The 15,872-nt window shown below is 64.5% G+C and carries 15 protein-coding genes; 4 read left to right on the forward strand and 11 right to left on the reverse strand.

Annotated elements, in window-relative coordinates; translation table 11 throughout:
* Positions 1-65 precede the first annotated feature (65 nt).
* Positions 66-305: an HNH endonuclease signature motif containing protein gene (locus K414_RS29670; RefSeq protein WP_237606560.1), complete on the forward strand. Its 240-nt coding sequence runs from the start codon at positions 66-68 to the stop codon at positions 303-305.
* Between the two features lie 5 nt (positions 306-310).
* Here the strand turns inward: K414_RS29670 and K414_RS0121750 are convergent, their stop codons facing one another.
* Positions 311-1,807 carry an acyl-CoA synthetase gene (locus K414_RS0121750; protein ID WP_027497853.1) on the reverse strand — a complete coding sequence of 499 codons (1,497 nt, stop codon included), beginning with the start codon at positions 1,805-1,807 and terminating at the stop codon, positions 311-313.
* Between the two features lie 87 nt (positions 1,808-1,894).
* Here K414_RS0121750 and K414_RS0121755 point away from each other — a divergent pair, with 87 nt between their 5' ends.
* On the forward strand, positions 1,895-2,434 hold the full coding sequence (locus tag K414_RS0121755; RefSeq protein ID WP_027497854.1) for a DUF2231 domain-containing protein: 540 nt from the start codon (positions 1,895-1,897) through the stop codon (positions 2,432-2,434).
* Between the two features lie 7 nt (positions 2,435-2,441).
* Here the strand turns inward: K414_RS0121755 and K414_RS0121760 are convergent, their stop codons facing one another.
* Positions 2,442-2,645 carry a PASTA domain-containing protein gene (locus tag K414_RS0121760; RefSeq protein ID WP_027497855.1) on the reverse strand — a complete coding sequence of 68 codons (204 nt, stop codon included), beginning with the start codon at positions 2,643-2,645 and terminating at the stop codon, positions 2,442-2,444.
* A 396-nt stretch (positions 2,646-3,041) separates the two neighbouring features.
* Between K414_RS0121760 and K414_RS0121765 the strand changes: the two genes are divergently transcribed.
* Positions 3,042-5,339, forward strand: a complete 2,298-nt coding sequence (locus tag K414_RS0121765) for an excinuclease ABC subunit UvrA (protein ID WP_051365233.1) — start codon at positions 3,042-3,044, stop codon at positions 5,337-5,339.
* Between the two features lie 76 nt (positions 5,340-5,415).
* Positions 5,416-6,342 (forward strand): ABC transporter substrate-binding protein, encoded by a 927-nt coding sequence (locus tag K414_RS0121770; RefSeq protein WP_051365408.1) that lies wholly within the window; start codon positions 5,416-5,418, stop codon positions 6,340-6,342.
* 40 nt (positions 6,343-6,382) lie between these two features.
* On the opposite strand, the gene K414_RS0121775 is transcribed toward K414_RS0121770, so the two are convergent.
* Genes K414_RS0121775 through K414_RS0121815 form a run of 9 tightly spaced genes read right to left on the reverse strand, consistent with a single transcriptional unit; the run spans position 6,383 to position 15,737 of the window.
* Positions 6,383-7,573: a CoA transferase gene (locus K414_RS0121775; protein ID WP_027497858.1), complete on the reverse strand. Its 1,191-nt coding sequence runs from the start codon at positions 7,571-7,573 to the stop codon at positions 6,383-6,385.
* The gene (locus K414_RS0121780; RefSeq protein WP_027497859.1) at positions 7,570-9,036 is read right to left on the reverse strand and encodes a dihydroorotase family protein; all 1,467 of its coding nucleotides are present in this window, start codon (positions 9,034-9,036) and stop codon (positions 7,570-7,572) included. Before K414_RS0121780 ends, K414_RS0121775 begins: the two co-directional genes overlap by 4 nt.
* Before the next feature lie 27 nt (positions 9,037-9,063).
* Positions 9,064-10,428, reverse strand: a complete 1,365-nt coding sequence (locus K414_RS0121785) for an FAD-binding protein (protein ID WP_027497860.1) — start codon at positions 10,426-10,428, stop codon at positions 9,064-9,066.
* Positions 10,425-11,057, reverse strand: coding sequence for a hypothetical protein (locus K414_RS0121790; RefSeq protein WP_027497861.1), 633 nt, complete (start codon positions 11,055-11,057; stop codon positions 10,425-10,427). Before K414_RS0121790 ends, K414_RS0121785 begins: the two co-directional genes overlap by 4 nt.
* A gap of 13 nt (positions 11,058-11,070) precedes the next feature.
* Positions 11,071-11,775, reverse strand: coding sequence for an ABC transporter ATP-binding protein (locus K414_RS0121795; protein ID WP_027497862.1), 705 nt, complete (start codon positions 11,773-11,775; stop codon positions 11,071-11,073).
* The gene (locus K414_RS0121800; RefSeq protein ID WP_027497863.1) at positions 11,772-12,494 is read right to left on the reverse strand and encodes an ABC transporter ATP-binding protein; all 723 of its coding nucleotides are present in this window, start codon (positions 12,492-12,494) and stop codon (positions 11,772-11,774) included. Before K414_RS0121800 ends, K414_RS0121795 begins: the two co-directional genes overlap by 4 nt.
* The gene (locus K414_RS0121805; protein WP_051365234.1) at positions 12,491-13,534 is read right to left on the reverse strand and encodes a branched-chain amino acid ABC transporter permease; all 1,044 of its coding nucleotides are present in this window, start codon (positions 13,532-13,534) and stop codon (positions 12,491-12,493) included. The genes K414_RS0121800 and K414_RS0121805 overlap by 4 nt, the downstream gene beginning before the upstream one ends.
* On the reverse strand, positions 13,531-14,520 hold the full coding sequence (locus K414_RS0121810) for a branched-chain amino acid ABC transporter permease (RefSeq protein WP_027497865.1): 990 nt from the start codon (positions 14,518-14,520) through the stop codon (positions 13,531-13,533). The genes K414_RS0121805 and K414_RS0121810 overlap by 4 nt, the downstream gene beginning before the upstream one ends.
* Complete coding sequence (locus tag K414_RS0121815) at positions 14,517-15,737, reverse strand: ABC transporter substrate-binding protein (RefSeq protein ID WP_027497866.1); 1,221 nt, start codon at positions 15,735-15,737, stop codon at positions 14,517-14,519. Before K414_RS0121815 ends, K414_RS0121810 begins: the two co-directional genes overlap by 4 nt.
* Positions 15,738-15,872 lie beyond the last annotated feature (135 nt).

The raw sequence follows: 15,872 nt of genomic DNA on the forward strand, positions 1-15,872 counted from the left end.
ACCACCCGACTCGCCAGCGACGACCAACGCATCGCCCTGACCATCCGCGACACCTGCTGCGTCATGTGCGGCCGCCCCCCCAGTGGTGCCAAGCCCACCACATCAGATTCTGGGAACACGGCGGCCCCACCGACATCGACAACCTCGCGCTCGTCTGCGGAGAATGCCACCGCCTCGTCCACCACGGCGACTGGCAGCTCATCATGGGCGACGACGGACACCCCTACGCCATCCCACCCGAATCCGTCGACCCCAGGCAGCAACCCCTCCCCAGCTACCACCGACGAAAACGGCGAGCCGCGTGAACAACTCAGGCGCGCAACGCGCGCTTGAGCAACTTTCCGCTCTGGTTGCGGGGCAACTCGTCCAGGAAGGTGACGGTCTTCGGCACCTTGAACGGCGCGATCCTGCCCTTCACGTGGTCGATCAACTCCTGCGCCGACACCTGACTTCCGTCCTTGAGCACGACGACAGCAGTCACCGCCTCGATCCACTTGTCGTCCGGAGTCCCGATGACCGCCACCTCGGCAACGGCGGGGTGGGTGTAGATCACGTCCTCGACCTCACGAGAAGCAACCAGAATTCCGCCCGTGTTGATGACGTCCTTGATTCGGTCGACGACCGTGATGAACCCCTCGGCGTCCCGAGTCACCAGATCACCCGAATGGAACCACCCACCCGAGAACGCTTCCGCCGTCGCCTCCGGCTTGTCCCAGTAACCGTCGCACAATTGAGGCGAGCGGTAGAGAATCTCACCGGGCTCACCGTCCGGCACATCGTTACCGTCCGCGTCGACGACGCGGGTCTCGACGAAGAACACCGCACGACCACACGACGCCGGTCTGGCCTCGTGCTCGGACGGCTGCAGAACCGTTGCCAGCGGACCGATTTCGGATTGCCCGAAGCAGTTGTAGAACTCGATGTCCGGGTATCGCTCACGCAGCCGGGTCAACACCGTGACGGGCATGATCGACGACCCGTACTGCGCCTTCTTCAACGACGACAGATCACGAGAATCGAGGTCGGGGTGATTGGCGAGCGGAACCCACACCGTCGGTGCCAGGAACAACGACTTGATCTTCTCGTCCTCGATCCGCCGCAGAATCTCCGCGACGTCGGGCTTGCGCATCAGTCGCACGGTCGCCCCGACCGACAGATACGGCAGCATGAACACGTGCATCCCGGCCGAGTGGTACATCGGCATCACCAACAGCGGGTCGTCGTCTTCGGCGAACCCCAGAGCGATCACACACGAGACGTACTCGGCAACGAGCGCGCCGTGAGACATCATCGCGCCCTTCGGTTTCGACGTCGTGCCGGAGGTGTAGAGCAACTGCGCCAGGTCCGCGGAGTCCGCGGCCGGCTCGAGGACCGAATCATCCCCGGCAGGGTCGAGCAGATCCGGAAGCGACACCACGAACTCGACGGCGGTGCCACTCCGAACGGAATCGAGAGTGTTCGACAACTCCGGGTCGACGAGCACAGCCCGAGCGCCCGACTGATCGAGCAGATACAGCAGCTCGTCGCCCACGAGTGCGTAGTTGATGGGCACGTGCACCAATCCTGCTCGCGCACAGGCAAGAAATGCCACCACATACGCGTCGGAGTTGACACCGTACGCCGCTACCCGGTCACCCTTGTCCAAGCCCATAGCAACCAGCCGACGGGCGACCCGCGTCACGGCGGTGTCGAGTTCGCGGTAGCTATGGCTGCGGCCTTCGAATGTCACAGCCGGACGGTCGGGAAATTTCGCCGCCGACCTGCGCAGAACGCCGTCGACGGTGCTGACTCGGGTGCCGTTCGTCATGACAACGACGTTATAGGACGTCCAAGCTTCTTGCCTCGACTTCGACGTCGATGGTTCGCTCGCCGATCACGGGGCATTCGGTGTTGCATGACAATCAAACAAGCACTCGACAGTCTCGAGACTGCCTCGTTTCTCGACGGACCCAGCGACGCGATCCATGGCGTACTTGCACCTGCGGTAGCGGACAGTGCCATCGGATCAGCGCTGCACGGCCGGTGGATCGGGCACCCCATCCACCCCGCGCTGGTGACGGTGACCATCGGCAGCTGGACCAGCGCCGTCGCGCTCGACCTCGTCAAGAACCAGTCCAGGGCGGCCAAAATTGTCGTCGCGCTGGGTCTCGCGTCCGCGCCGCCGGCGATAGCGACCGGATGGGCCGACTGGTCGACGATGAACACTGTTCAGCGTCGGGTCGGCATCATCCACGCGGCCTCGAACGCAACCGGGGTGTTCCTCTTTCTGGGCTCCTACCTCCGTCGCCGGAAGCAGACCGACGGAGTCGCCAAAGCTCTGGCGGCGGCCGGCCTCGCAGCCGCAGGACTCGGCGGACTCATCGGCGGGCACCTTGCCTACAGCACCCCCGGCAGCGAGGCCGAGTCCGAAGCTCGACACCGCCTACCGAGCTGACCACCCATCAACAGTTGTTCGGTTCCCTGGTCTTGACCACCGACAGCACCGCATCGCCCTCGCGGATGAGGACGCCGGGAGCCGGATCCTGTTCGACGACAATCCAGTTCGAATCGTTGACCTGCATACGGCCCTCCCCTGACGCGTCTGCGCTGCGGGAGTAGAAGACACCGGCCGCCTGGATCGCGTTCTGCGCTGACTGCAGATTCATACACACAACCGGAGGCATGTAGGCGGGGGCTGCGGGTGCGGGCCTCTCGACCGTCGGGGTATCGGGGATGACGATCCTCGGCACAACGGTAGAGCGCGTGAGGCCTCCCCCTGGCACCGCCTCGACCTCCGTGCCGACGTCTGCGCGCGGCGTGCTGCACCCCGCCAGCATCGGCAACACGACAATGCAGGCTGCGAACACATGCCTTCTCGTCGACATCGAGACCTTTCGTTACGACAAACCCCCACCACAGCAGCCGTCTTTGATGGATCGCTCCTTGCGTCGATCCGTTACCTGTGGCGTTTCCGTACACCGTACGGTAGGCTGCGGCGGCACTGCGCGAACCAACGTGGGTGTACGCCCTTCGGGGCGCGGCGAAAGGCAATCGACAACGCGATGACCGAGCCCCAGCTAGTAGCACAAAACCAGCCACCTACCGATGCACTGTCCACGATCGTCGTGCGTGGAGCCCGAGAGAACAACCTGCGCGACGTCGACCTCGATCTGCCGAAACGCTCGCTGGTCGTGTTCGCCGGCGTCTCCGGGTCGGGCAAATCGTCACTGGTGTTCGACACCATCGCCGCCGAAGCACAGCGGCAGATCAACTCCACGTTCACCGCGTTCGCGCAGACGTTCCTACCGTCCTACGGCCGACCGGATGCAGATCTGATCGCGAACCTGTCGGCCGTCGTCATCGTCGATCAGAAGCGACTGTTCGGTGGTCCGAGGTCGACGGTCGGCACCATCACCGACATCGGAGACTGGCTGCGCATGCTGTGGTCCCGCGCCGTCACGCCGAGCATCGGGTACGCCAATGCGTTCTCGTTCAACGACCCCGCCGGGATGTGTCTCGAATGCGAGGGGCTCGGCGAGGCGAAGGTCGTCGACCTCGGCGAACTGGTGGACGAGTCGAAGTCGTTGCGCGAGGGCCCGTTCAAGCATCCCGACTTCGAGGTCGGCAAATGGCCGTACCGGGTGTTCGCCGACTCGGGCCTGTTCGATCTCGACGTCCCGATCGAGCAGTACTCGGCGCGGGAGCGTCACCTCTTCTTCGACGCCAAGCCCGGTGAGGTCGAGGTGACCAATCCCGACGCCGTCATGAAGAGCTACGAGGGCATCGTGTCGAGGTTCCGCCGAAGCTACCTCGCCAAGGACGCAGATGCGCTCAAGGGCAAGGCGAAAGCCGCGTTCGAGCGCATCGTCACGCGCGGCGTCTGCGAGGCCTGCGGCGGTTCCCGCTACAACGACACCATCCGCGGTGCCGCTCTCGAAGGACTGTCCCTGCCCGACGCGTTCGCCATGCAGGTTTCCGAACTCGCCGACCGTATCGAACAATGGGACATCAAGGGCCTGCACTCCGTCACCGCCGAAATCGTCACGCAGTTGACCAGGCTCGTCGATCTCGGCCTGGGCTACCTGAGCCTGGACCGTGCGACGTCCTCGCTCTCGGGTGGTGAATCCCAGCGCATCAAGATGGTTCGTCACCTCGGAGCCACGCTGAACGACATGCTCTACGTCTTCGACGAACCGACGACCGGTTTGCATCCTCGCGACGTCCACCGCCTGAACGACATGCTGCTCGCGCTGCGCGACAAGGGCAACACCGTCCTCGTCGTCGAGCACGACCCCGAGGTGATGGCCATCGCCGACCGCATCGTCGAGATCGGACCGGGCGCCGGAAAGTCCGGTGGCACAGTGGTCTTCGAGGGAACCTTCGACGAGCTCCGCCGAGCCGACACCAGGACCGGCTCCGCGCTCCGGCGTGACGACGCCGAGTTACGCACTTCCCGTGCACCTTCGGGCTGGCTGAGCATCTCCGGTGCCACAACCCACAACCTGCGCGACGTCAGCGTCGACATCCCGCTCGAGGTTCTGACCGCCGTCACCGGAGTCGCCGGTTCCGGAAAGTCGAGCCTCATCCACGGACACCTGCGCGAGGCCGCGCCCGACGCCGTCGTCATCGACCAGGCACCGATCCGGGGCTCACGCCGTTCGTCCCCCGCGACCTACACCGGTCTGCTCGATCCGATCCGCGCGTACTTTGCCAAGAAGACGGGCCAGCCGCCGTCGCTGTTCTCCCCCAACTCGGACGGCGCGTGCCCCGATTGCCAGGGCAGCGGCGTCATTTTCACCGAACTCGGATTCACCGATCCCGTGACGAGCACCTGCGAGACGTGCCAGGGCAGGCGCTTTCGCTCCGGGGCAATCCGGCACACCGTCGACGGCGTCAGCATCGCGGACATCTTCGAGATGTCCGTCGAGGATGCGCAGGACTTTTTCGAGGTCAAGAAGATTCGCGACATTCTGCTCCGCTGCCGGGACGTCGGACTCGGCTACCTCTCGCTCGGACAGAACCTGTCGTCACTGTCCGGCGGCGAACGGCAACGTCTCAAACTCGCCACCGAGCTGATCGGGTCGTCTTCGGTGCTGGTGCTCGACGAACCGACGACGGGACTGCACCCGTCGGATGTGTCGAACTTGATCGCGTTGCTGTCCGGGATGGTCGACGAGGGCAGGTCGGTGATCGTCATCGAACACAATCTCGACGTCGTCGCCGCGGCGGATCACGTCATCGACCTCGGTCCCGACGGCGGCCACAACGGCGGTCTGATCACGTTCACCGGGACGGTCGACGAGTTGGTGGCCTCGGCCACTCACACCGGTAGGTACTTGGCACGGAGCCTGGGGCGTTGACCGCTCCCCGATAGTGTTGGCGTTCGAAGAGACACCGGACAACACAGGAGTGGCAGTGCAGCGTCGATCGGCACGAATGATCTCAGCCGGGTTCGCGGTCGTCGCGCTCGTAGCGGCGGGATGCAGCACCACGGAAACGGACGCGCCACCCGCCGCCGATCCGGCACCCGCGGCGACTGGCGAGTTTCCGAGGACGATCACGTCCGGCTCGGACGGCGGCTCGGTCACCATCGAAGCTGCTCCACAGAAGATCGTGTCGCTGAGCCCGACCGCGACGGAGACGCTGTACGCCGTCGGGGCGGGCGACCAGGTGGTGGCCGTGGACGATCAATCGGACTTCCCCGCCGATGCTCCGAAGACAGGGTTGTCGGCGTTCACCCCGAGCCTCGAAGCGATCGTGGCGTACGACCCCGATCTGGTGATCGCCTCCACCGACCTGGGCCTCGTGACGTCGACACTGGCCGAGGCAGGCGTTCCGACGCTGGTGCTGCCTGCCGCGACGAGCATCGACGATGCCTACTCGCAGATCGAGCGCGTCGCGGACGCCACCGGCCACGACGCCGACGGCGATGCCGTCGTATCCCGGACTCGTGACCGGATCGATGCAGCCGTCGCGAGCGTCCCGACCCGCGAGGCGCCGCTGACGTACTTCCACGAACTCGATGACACGTTGTACACGGTGACGAGTGCGAGCTTCGTCGGGCAGATCTACGGTCTGTTCGGACTCACCAGCATCGCCGACGGTTCCGACGCCGGCGACTACCCGCAGCTCGCCGCCGAGGCCGTGATCACGTCGAACCCGGATGTGGTGTTTCTTGCCGACGCCCAATGCTGTGGCGTCACAGCCGCTTCCGTCTCGTCGCGACCGGGTTGGGGGTCGATGACCGCCGTCCGCGACGGCCGGATCTTCCCGATGGACGAGGACCTGTCGAGTCGATGGGGCCCTCGTATCGCAGACCAGGCAGAGGCCGTCGCTTCGGTGATTCGACAGCTCCCCGCCTGACCCGCCGCGGCGTTCCGACACCCGCTACCGCGGGATCGATCTACACCACGCTGTCGCGTCGCATGGCCTCGATCTCGTCCGCCGTACAGCCGAGTTCGGACAGTACGACGTCGGTATCGGCCCCGTGCCGTCGACCGGTGTGCCGAATTCGGCCGGGGCTACCGCCCATCCGCCACATGACATTCTGCATACGGACCGGCCCCAGATCGTCGTCTTCCACGGTCGTCACCATCTCGATTGCATTGACCTGCGGATCCGACAGCAGTTCGCTGGGTTTGTACACGGGAGCGACTGCAGCACCTGCCTTCTCGAACTCGTCGATGACGACGTCCCGCGTCCGCTCGGCGATCCAGCCCCCGACGTAATCGTCCAACAAATCCGCGTGCGCGGCGCGCTGCCGGCCGGTCGCGAACCAGGGTTCGTCGAGCACCTCGGGGTGACCCACCAGCACCAGGACGCGTTCGGCTATCGAATTGGCGCTCGTGGAGATCGCCAGCCAATGGCCGTCCGCCGTCTTGTACAGGTTGCGTGGTGCGTTGTTGCTGGACCTGTTTCCGGTGCGCTCCTGGTCGATACCCAACTGGTCGGCGTAGATGACGCCCGGGCCCACCGCGGCCATGATCGGGCTCAACAGGTCGAGGTCGATGACCTGCCCCTTGCCGCCGTTGTTGGTGCGATGCAGCAATGCCATGGACACCGCCGACGAGCCCGCTATTCCGGCGAGGGAATCGGCGAGCCCGAATGCGGGGAGCGTCGGCGGGCCGTCGGCTTCACCGGTCAGGTGGGCGAAGCCGCTCATCGACTCGACGAGTGTTCCGAATGCGGGCCTGGTGGAATACGGCCCGGTCTGCCCGAAACCGGTGACACGCAACAGAATCAGGCCGGGGTTCACTTCGGACAGGACGTCGTATCCCAGCCCCCAGCGCTCGAGTGTGCCCGGCCGGAAGTTTTCGACCACCACATCGGCCTCTGCCGCGAGACGCCGAAAGATCTCCGCTCCGCGCTCGTTGCCGAGATTCAACGTCATCGTCCGCTTGTTGCGGCTGATCATCGTCCACCACAGCGGGTGTCCGTCCTTGTCCAGACCGTGTCCCCGCATCCCGTCGGGCTTCGTCGGGTGCTCGATCTTGACAACCTCGGCACCGAAATCACCCAGGATCTGCGCGACGAGCGGCCCGGCGAGGATCGTCGAGATATCGAGTACCTTGACGCCCTCGAGCGGCCCCGTCACAGGTACGGGCGGTGCAGGTAGCGACCGGCGGGCGCGCCGGAGACGGCACCGTCAGCAAGCACACGCTGTCCGCGGACGAACGTGTCGGTCACCTTGGCACCGAGTTCGAAGCCCTGGAACGGCGTGTATTCCTGGGCCGACTCGGAGTCTTCGGGGCTCACGGTCCAGGTGTGATCGGGGTCGACCAGCGCGAGGTCTGCATCCATCCCGACGGCGATGTCGCCCTTGCCCGGCAGGCCGTAGCGCAACGCCGGGTTGAGGGACGTGAGCTCGGCGATCCGGCGCCAGCTCAGCCCGCGCTTGCGGCCTTCGCTGACCAAACCGGGGAGCAGGTACTCGGCCCCGCCGAAGCCGGACTTAGCGGCGAAGATGTCGCCGCGGTCCTCGGCGAACTTCTTCTCGTCCTTGCAGCACGCATGATCGCTGACAACCCAGTCGATATCGCCGGCCAGCAGGTGCTCCCACAACGCTTCGACGTCGTCTCGCGGACGCAACGGCGGGTTGACCTTGCCGCCGAGCCCGTAGGCGGTGTCGATATCTGCCAACAGGTGCCCGATGGTCACCTCACGACGGAAGTTCACGTGCGGGAAGGCCTTCGCCATCCGCATTGCCGCCGTCAGCGCCTTGCGCGAGGACAGGTGCAGCAGGTTGATGTTCGGCAGCTGCGTCTCGTCGGCCAGGAACGACGCGATCGTGACGGCGAGGCCCTCGGAGTGCGGTGGCCGTGACGCGCTGTAGGCGGCCAGGCCTTGCAATGTGCCTTCTTCTTCGACGATCTTGGTGTACGCACTCATGATTTCGGCGGTCTCGCAGTGCAGCGACAGCGAGATGTGATCGGCCTTGTCCGGGAACTGTTCTCGCGCAGCCTGAATTCCGCGCATGACGAACTCGAAGTGCGCGAGATCGTAACGCTCACCCTTGGGCGTCATCAGGAACTCGCTCTGGTCGGTCGAGCGGCCGTGCAGGCCGTGGCTGCCGTAGAACATGAAGATCTTGAACGAGGTGACGCCGTGCTCGGCGATAAGTGCCGGGATTTCGTCGATGTGACCCTTGGACATCGGTGCCAGGTGGTAGGCGTAGTCCACGTACGGTCGGCCCTCGGTGGCCTCGAGCACGGTCGGGAAGACGTCGGCGTAGGAGCCGCCGGTGTTCATGTAGTACTGCCCGGTACGCATGTAGGACAGCGAGGTGGTGACGCCGCCCTGCACGCAGGCCCGCGACTCGATTTCGGCGTCCTCACCGAGTGAGTTGTAGATACCCCAGTGCTGATGCGCGTCGACCACACCGGGGAACGCAACCTTGCCTGCGGCGTCGATGACCGTATCGACTCCGGCAGCATCGATTCCCGCTTCGATGCGGGTGAACTTGCCGTCTTCGATGAGAAGGTCGAGGAACTCCCCCTCGTCGGGAGCGGCCGATCCCGGTCGCACGACTCGGGCGTTGGTGATCAACAACGTTGACATGATTGTCCTTTCGAGATTTTTCACTAGTTAGGAAGTTGTGAGAGAACTGGCCGCGAGGTACGCAAGCCCGAGCGCGGGCAACAACCCGTTGCCCGCCAGATAACCGGCGGCCCCGTGGCCCGAGATGCCCATTGCCGCGCCGCCGGAGGCGAACAGGCCGTCGATTGCAGACCCGTCGGGCCGCAGTACTCGCGCGTTCTCGTCGACGACGAGGCCGCCCTGCGTGTGAAACAACGCGGGGACGATTTTGATGGCCGCGTACGGTTCGCTCAGGTTGTGCTCGAAAGAGCTGCGGCCGAATGGATCCGGCACGTCGCCCTGTGCATACCCTGCCACAGCCGCGAGTTCTTCTGCCACCGCCTCGGCCGGCAGGCCGGTCGCGTCGCCCAGAGTTGCAGCGTCATCGGCCCACACTGCCGCACCGGAGGCCACCGTCTGCTCGAAGTCCTTGAACGACAGGCACTTGTCGTAGACCTCCCTGTCGATGACGACCCAGCCCTCGGATCCGGGCCGAGCCGCGAGAGCGGCGGCATATTCGGAGTAGCCGGTGGTTTCGTCACCGAATCGGCGGCCCGTTGCGTCGAGCACGATTCCGCCGTGCATCACAGTCGCCCAGCCGACGAGCGTCGTCGCCTTCTTCGACAGTGCCGCGTGCCCCTGGTAGGCGTCGAGGTACGCCGCATCCGCTCCCAGCTTGCGCCCGATGGCGAGAGCGTCTCCGGTGGAGTGCTCGCTACCGTGGTACCGCGCCGACGATATTTCCGGAGCGTACTGCTCCACGAGAGCCTCGTTCGCGCCGTATCCGTTGGTGGCCAACAGGACTGCGCGAGTAGGGATGACCTCGGTGCTGCCGTCGGGCAGCGTGACAGTCACCGCGTCCACTCCACCGTCGAGGTCGACCGACACATCGGTGAGGCGCGCCGGAACCAGCATGTCGATCCGAGGCTCGGCCGCCACAGCGCGGGCGAGGTGATCGAGCATCGCGCTACCGTGTCGGCCTTCGACTGTGTGACAACGTAATCGGGAGTGCCCCGGGTACGCGAAGTCGGTCACCAACGCCAGCGGAAGATCCAGATGATCTGCCAACCATTCCACCAAGGGAGCGCTGACGTCGGCAAGCGCCGTGGCCAACCGAGCGTCGGCTGTGCCCTTGGTCTTGCGCATCACGTCGTCGACGAACTGCTGCGGTGAGTCGTCGATTCCCGCGTCGCGTTGCCACCGCGAGCCCGCGCCCGGGATCATCGCGGTGGACATCGCCGTGTTGTTGCCGCGCCGGAAGTGTTCGCTCGCCTCGACCACCAATACGTCGAGACCGAGCTGGGCAGCCCTGAGCGCCGCAACGAGTCCGCCGCCCGCACCTGCAACGACGAGATCGGGGCCCTCCGCGCTCATGCGAGGACCTTCAATTCGCTGCGAAGTCCCAGCAGTCGTAGCGCCGTTGCTGTCGGGTCCACTACCCACGGAGACACCGGAGGATCCGTCAGGTCGACTGCCGAACAGGCGTTGATGGCGACGTCGCAGTGCAACTCGCGCGCGTGCTCGGACACTGCTCGTCCCCACGCCCGAGTATCGGCGATGTCGTGAACACCCAGTCCCAGAACAACAGTGGCCTCGGCGACGAGTCCATAGAAGCCGAGCCTGCGGTCCAGTTCGGCGGCGATGGCCTCGTTTCGGGCCAGAGCGCCGATGCGGCTTCCTTGGGATGCGTGGAACGACGCGGTCAGTCGAGTCAATCCGTACAGGGGTACAGCAAACGAGTCCGCTTCCTCTGCGCACGGATCCAGCACGCAGTCGGGCAGGAAGCCGTCTGCTTCGGTGTCGCGTAGAGCATGAAAGGCCGCAGACAGGACATCCTCGGAACGTCTGATGTCCAATTCCGTGTCGAGCGCATCGGGCGCGTCGGGTCCGATGTTGCGGAGTTCGACAGTGACGCCGGACGGGGCCAACTGGTCGTACCGACGCTGCCGACGAGCCAGTTCGGCCGAGTCGACGTCGATCGGGGTGAAAGCCAAGAGGTGCATGTGCGTGGGGCTCCTAAATGCCGAGGTACGCCGCTTTGACGCGTTCGTCGTCTGCCAGTTCGGAACCGCTGCCGGTCAACACGATCGAGCCGCTCTCGATCACGTAGGCGCGATCGGAGATCGCCAGTGCCTGCGCGGCGTTCTGTTCGACTATCAGCACCGTCACGCCGGAGTCGCGGATGCGCACGATAGCGTCGAGAACCTCCGCGGCGAGTTTCGGTGCCAGTCCGACGGACGGTTCGTCCAGCGTCAGCACCCGGGGACGGGCCATCATGGCTCGTCCGATGGCCAACATCTGTTGTTGCCCACCGGACATGGTGTCGGCGCGTTGTTCCCGGCGTTCGGCGAGGATGGGGAACAACTCGAAGACCGAATCCAACGACGAGCGTACGGTTCCGTGCTTCTGCGAGTAGGCACCCATCTCGAGGTTCTCGGCTACGGAGAGGCTACCGAACAGCGCGCGGTCCTGCGCCACGTGGACCAGACCCGCCTTGACGATTCGATCGGCACGCATGCCGTGAATGGGGTTTCCGTCCAACATGATTCGGCCACCCGACGTGGTGACGAGGCCGGACAACGCACGTAGCGTCGTCGTCTTACCCGCACCGTTGGCACCGATGAGCGAGACGATCTCGTTCTTGTCGACCCCCAGCGTCAGTCCGTGCAGAATCTCCAGCCTGCGGTAGCCGGCGTGGAGGTCGTCGATTTCGAGCATCATGCGGTCTTCTCCTCACCGAGGTAGGCCTCGACGACTCGTTCGTCGGCGACGACAGTGCGCGGGTCGCCCGAGGTCAACACAGCGCCCTCGTGCATGACGACCAAACGCTCGGACAACGCCATCACCGCTGCCATGATGTGCTCTACGAACATCACCGTCTGACCTTGCTGATGCACGCTGCGCAACAGCTCGATCATGGGTGCGCGCTCGGCGGGTACGAGCCCGGCCAGTACTTCGTCGAGGAGGACGACCCGCGGCTCCATCGCGAGAGCCCGCGCGAGTTCGAGTCGCTTCAACCCCGCCGTGGACATGGTCGAGACCTTGCCGCCGACCTGATCCGACAGTTGGACCCGGTCGAGCACTTCGAGTGCGTGGCGTCGAGCATCTTTGCGGGACTTACGCTTCGACAGTGCGGCAATGGTGACGTTCTCGAGTACCGACATCGACTCGAACGGCCGCATCAGCTGGAACGTACGAACCAGACCGGCCCGCGCGATCTTGCTCGCCGGCCATCCGGTGATATCCGTTCCGTCGAAGATCACTCGGCCTGCTGTCGGGGGCTGCTCACCCGACAGCAGGGAGAACAGGGTCGTCTTACCTGCCCCGTTGGGGCCGATGATGCCGAGGAATTCGTGCTCGGGCACGTCGAGGCTGACCTCGCGTACCGCGTGGATTCCCGAGAAGGACTTGCTCAGGTTCTCGATGCTCAACAGGCTCATCGGTTCCACCTCTCACGGATCGTCCCGAAGATTCCCTTGGGCAGGAAGATCACGATCAGAATGAGGATCACCGAATAGGCGGCGACGTCCAAACCGATTGTTCCTTGCAGGAATTCGAGGAATTGCGGCGGATTTCTGAGCAACTGATTGATCAACTCGGACAGCGGCCCGATGACGGCTGCACCGATCACCGGGCCCCAGATCGTTCCGATTCCGCCGATGACGGCCGGCACGATGGCTTCGACCGATACCGCCGAGCCGAAGGCCTGCTCGGGTCCGACGAAGAAGTAGTACTGCGTGTAATAGACGCCGGCGACGGCGGTCAGCGCACAACTCGCCGCGACGGCGACCAGCCGATACTTCATCGTGTCGATACCGAGCGATGCTGCGGCTGTCTCGTCGTCGCGGGTGGCCTGGACGAACTGGCCTGCACGAGAACGCGTGTAGAAGATGGTGCCGAGAACTGCGAGAGCAAGTATCACCAACGGGATCCATAGGTAGTTGGCGCTGCCCTTCTCGAATTGCAGCATCCACCACGAATCACGAGGCAGGATCGGCACATTGAAGCCCTCGGTCTTGTTGAAGACCTCCAGGTTCTGTACCAACAGCAGGAACATCTGAGCGAAGGCGAACGTGGCCAGCGCGAAGTACGAACCGGCAAGCCGGTAACGCAGGCACAAATAGGCGATCAGTGTGCCCACCACAGCGGCGATACACGCGGCCACGATCATCGAGATCCACGGCGACACATCGTGTTCGACGAGCAGGAACGCACCGGTGTACGCACCGATGCCGAAGAACGCGGCGTGGCCGAAGCTGAACATGCCGCCGAAGCCGCTCATGATGTTCCAGGCCACTGCCATGATCGCGAAGATCAACGTGCGGACGGCCACCGTCTGCGCCTGCTCGCCCAGCATCAACGGCAATGCCGCGACGACGACGAATCCTATTGCCAGCGTGATCAGTTGGCGACGAAGCCACGTGTCCTTCAGTCGTGAATCGTCCTGCACCGGGGTGGGTGCGGTACCGGTCGTTGTCATCGGCGAGCTCCGTACAATCCTTCGGGCTTGAGAAACAGGACGAGGACGAACACCGCGAACACGAGGATCAGCGACCCCGTTCCGGGTAGGTAGAGCGCGCCGACCGTCTGCACGAGCCCGATGATCAGCCCGCCGACTACGGCACCGACGACGCTGCCGAGTCCGCCGAGAACGACGATGACGAACGCCAGAATCGTGAACTGCTCGCCGACCGACGGTGTGAGGCTGGTGAACGGCGTCATCAATCCGCCGGCCACGGCCACACAGGCCGCGCCGATTCCGAAGGTGAGAGCGTAGACCCGGCCGATGTCGACGCCGACGAGCTTGGCCCCCTCCGAGTTCGACGCAACTGCCCTGATCGACAAGCCGAGCGGCGTCCGCTTCAACACGGCGGTCAACGCAACGGCGACGAGCGCAGCACCGATGAACGCCACCACACGTGGCCATGATGCGACGGCCCCGAGCACGTTCAGCGAACCGTCGATCGGTGCCTGCACCGACTGTGGACGTCCGCCGAAGATCATCAACAGCACGTTGATGATCAACAGCGACAGACCGAGAGTGACCAGCAGCGGGCCGTCGTGGCTCCCGCTGATCGTCAGCTTGGTCAGCAACGTCGCCTGCACGATCATGCCGAAGACGAACATCAGCGGAACCGCCACGAGTGTCGCAACGTAGACCGGAAGGCCTGCCGTGGACAAGGCGTAGACGATGTACATGGCCATCGTCAGCATCGCTCCCTGGGCGAAGTTGACGATGCCGAGAACACCGAAGATGAGCGTCAACCCGACCGAGATCAATGCGTAGACGCCGCCGAGCAGCAGACCGGAGACGACCGCCTGGGTGACCAGTCCCTGGTCCTTACCACCGACGAAATAGATGACCGCCATGACGACGACGATCGCGGCCAGCACGGGAGCACCGGGGCCGAGACCCGAGAGTCCGCGCTTTCCCGCCTTGTCGACGGTTGGGGCCGTGGACGTCATTGTCCCGCCCCTACCGGGAACTCGATTGCGTCCGTTGCGAATTCTTCGGGGAAGACCTGGGCGATCGCACCGTCGCGTACCTGGGTGACGATGACGGTCGCGTTCTTGTTCTCACCGGTTTCGTCGAACTCGATCGGCCCACTGAACGCGAGCAACGGATCCTCGATCGAGACGCCCGCAATCGCGTCCCGCAGATCCTCGGGGTCGGTCGAAGCGCCGCCTTCCAAGCCGGCCGCGATGACCTCGACTGCCTGGTAGGACAACATCGCTGCCGTTTCCATGGGTCGCCCGTACTGAGCCTCGAAGCGTGCACGGATGTCGGTGACGCGGTCGCTGGTGGCATCGAAGTGGTAATTGGCACTGAGAACGCCTGCGCCGGCAGCACCGGCATCGCTCGGGAAGGAGCTGTCGTCGAACGCGCCGTTGGCAATTCCGTACACGCCCTTGACGTTCAGGTTCAACTGCTCGACCGCGCGAGCGATCAACAACCCGTCCGGGTAGTAACCGGTGGCGACGATGACATCGGGATTGGACACGGCTGCCTCCCGAACCTGGGTGGTCGCGTCCGAGAAGTTCGTTGCCGGATAGGTGATTTCCTGCACGGAGGAGATTCCCTGATTTGCTGCTTCGGCCTCGAAGGCGTCGAAGACGCTGTCGCCGAACGAGCCTTCGATGTGCAGATACGACACTCTGTCGATGGCCTGGCCGGTCTGCTCCTCGATCGCGGCGAGCGCCTTGGCACCGTCGGTGCCCATGCTCGAGGCATTCGGCTGCATACGGAACGAATACTGGTAACCCTGTTCGAGAATCTTGTCGTCCACCGCGACGTCGATTACCAGGGGCACACGAGACCGTTCGGCGACCGACGCGACGTTCTGCGTCACGTCGCTCTGGTACGTACCGACGAGGGACACGGCACCGTCGTCGATCAAGCGTTGCGCCTCGCTCTGGCCGACTTCGGCCTTGCCCTGGCTGTCACCGGACACCAGTTCGAGTGACCGCCCGTCGAGGGCTGCGATGCCGCCTGCCGCATTGATGTCGGAAACTGCCAGCGCTGCACCGTCGTTCATCAGACCACCCACACCGGCGAGCGCACCGGTGGTGGGGTGCACCGAGCCGATCTTGATCGGCCCCGAATCGTCCGAACCCGATGAGGATCCACACGCTGCCGCACCCACGACCGCAACCGCTGTCAGCACACCTACGAGCTTCTTCATTGTTGTGTCTGCCTTCCGCACCCACCGGCGCCGAGTCGAACAAGAGGGCGGAACTCAATCGTTCCGCTGAGCGCACCATCAGATTGATGACTTTTCTCGCTGGAACCGAGTATGTCATGCATCACGCGCTCAGAA

The sequence above is a fragment of the Rhodococcus sp. JG-3 genome, assembly GCF_000482405.1.
Classification (GTDB): Bacteria; Actinomycetota; Actinomycetes; order Mycobacteriales; family Mycobacteriaceae; genus Rhodococcoides; species Rhodococcoides fascians.

What these genes read in the sequence shown, in the direction of transcription:
- K414_RS0121750 (WP_027497853.1), bottom strand. Translation starts at nt 1,807, where the DNA reads ATGACGAACGGCACCCGAGTCAGCACCGTCGACGGCGTTCTGCGCAGG.
- K414_RS0121755 (WP_027497854.1), top strand. Translation starts at nt 1,895, where the DNA reads ATGACAATCAAACAAGCACTCGACAGTCTCGAGACTGCCTCGTTTCTC.
- K414_RS0121760 (WP_027497855.1), bottom strand. Translation starts at nt 2,645, where the DNA reads ATGAATCTGCAGTCAGCGCAGAACGCGATCCAGGCGGCCGGTGTCTTC.
- K414_RS0121765 (WP_051365233.1), top strand. Translation starts at nt 3,042, where the DNA reads ATGACCGAGCCCCAGCTAGTAGCACAAAACCAGCCACCTACCGATGCA.
- K414_RS0121770 (WP_051365408.1), top strand. Translation starts at nt 5,416, where the DNA reads ATGATCTCAGCCGGGTTCGCGGTCGTCGCGCTCGTAGCGGCGGGATGC.
- K414_RS0121780 (WP_027497859.1), bottom strand. Translation starts at nt 9,036, where the DNA reads ATGTCAACGTTGTTGATCACCAACGCCCGAGTCGTGCGACCGGGATCG.
- K414_RS0121785 (WP_027497860.1), bottom strand. Translation starts at nt 10,428, where the DNA reads ATGAGCGCGGAGGGCCCCGATCTCGTCGTTGCAGGTGCGGGCGGCGGA.
- K414_RS0121790 (WP_027497861.1), bottom strand. Translation starts at nt 11,057, where the DNA reads ATGCACCTCTTGGCTTTCACCCCGATCGACGTCGACTCGGCCGAACTG.
- K414_RS0121795 (WP_027497862.1), bottom strand. Translation starts at nt 11,775, where the DNA reads ATGATGCTCGAAATCGACGACCTCCACGCCGGCTACCGCAGGCTGGAG.
- K414_RS0121800 (WP_027497863.1), bottom strand. Translation starts at nt 12,494, where the DNA reads ATGAGCCTGTTGAGCATCGAGAACCTGAGCAAGTCCTTCTCGGGAATC.
- K414_RS0121805 (WP_051365234.1), bottom strand. Translation starts at nt 13,534, where the DNA reads ATGACAACGACCGGTACCGCACCCACCCCGGTGCAGGACGATTCACGA.
- K414_RS0121810 (WP_027497865.1), bottom strand. Translation starts at nt 14,520, where the DNA reads ATGACGTCCACGGCCCCAACCGTCGACAAGGCGGGAAAGCGCGGACTC.
- K414_RS0121815 (WP_027497866.1), bottom strand. Translation starts at nt 15,737, where the DNA reads ATGAAGAAGCTCGTAGGTGTGCTGACAGCGGTTGCGGTCGTGGGTGCG.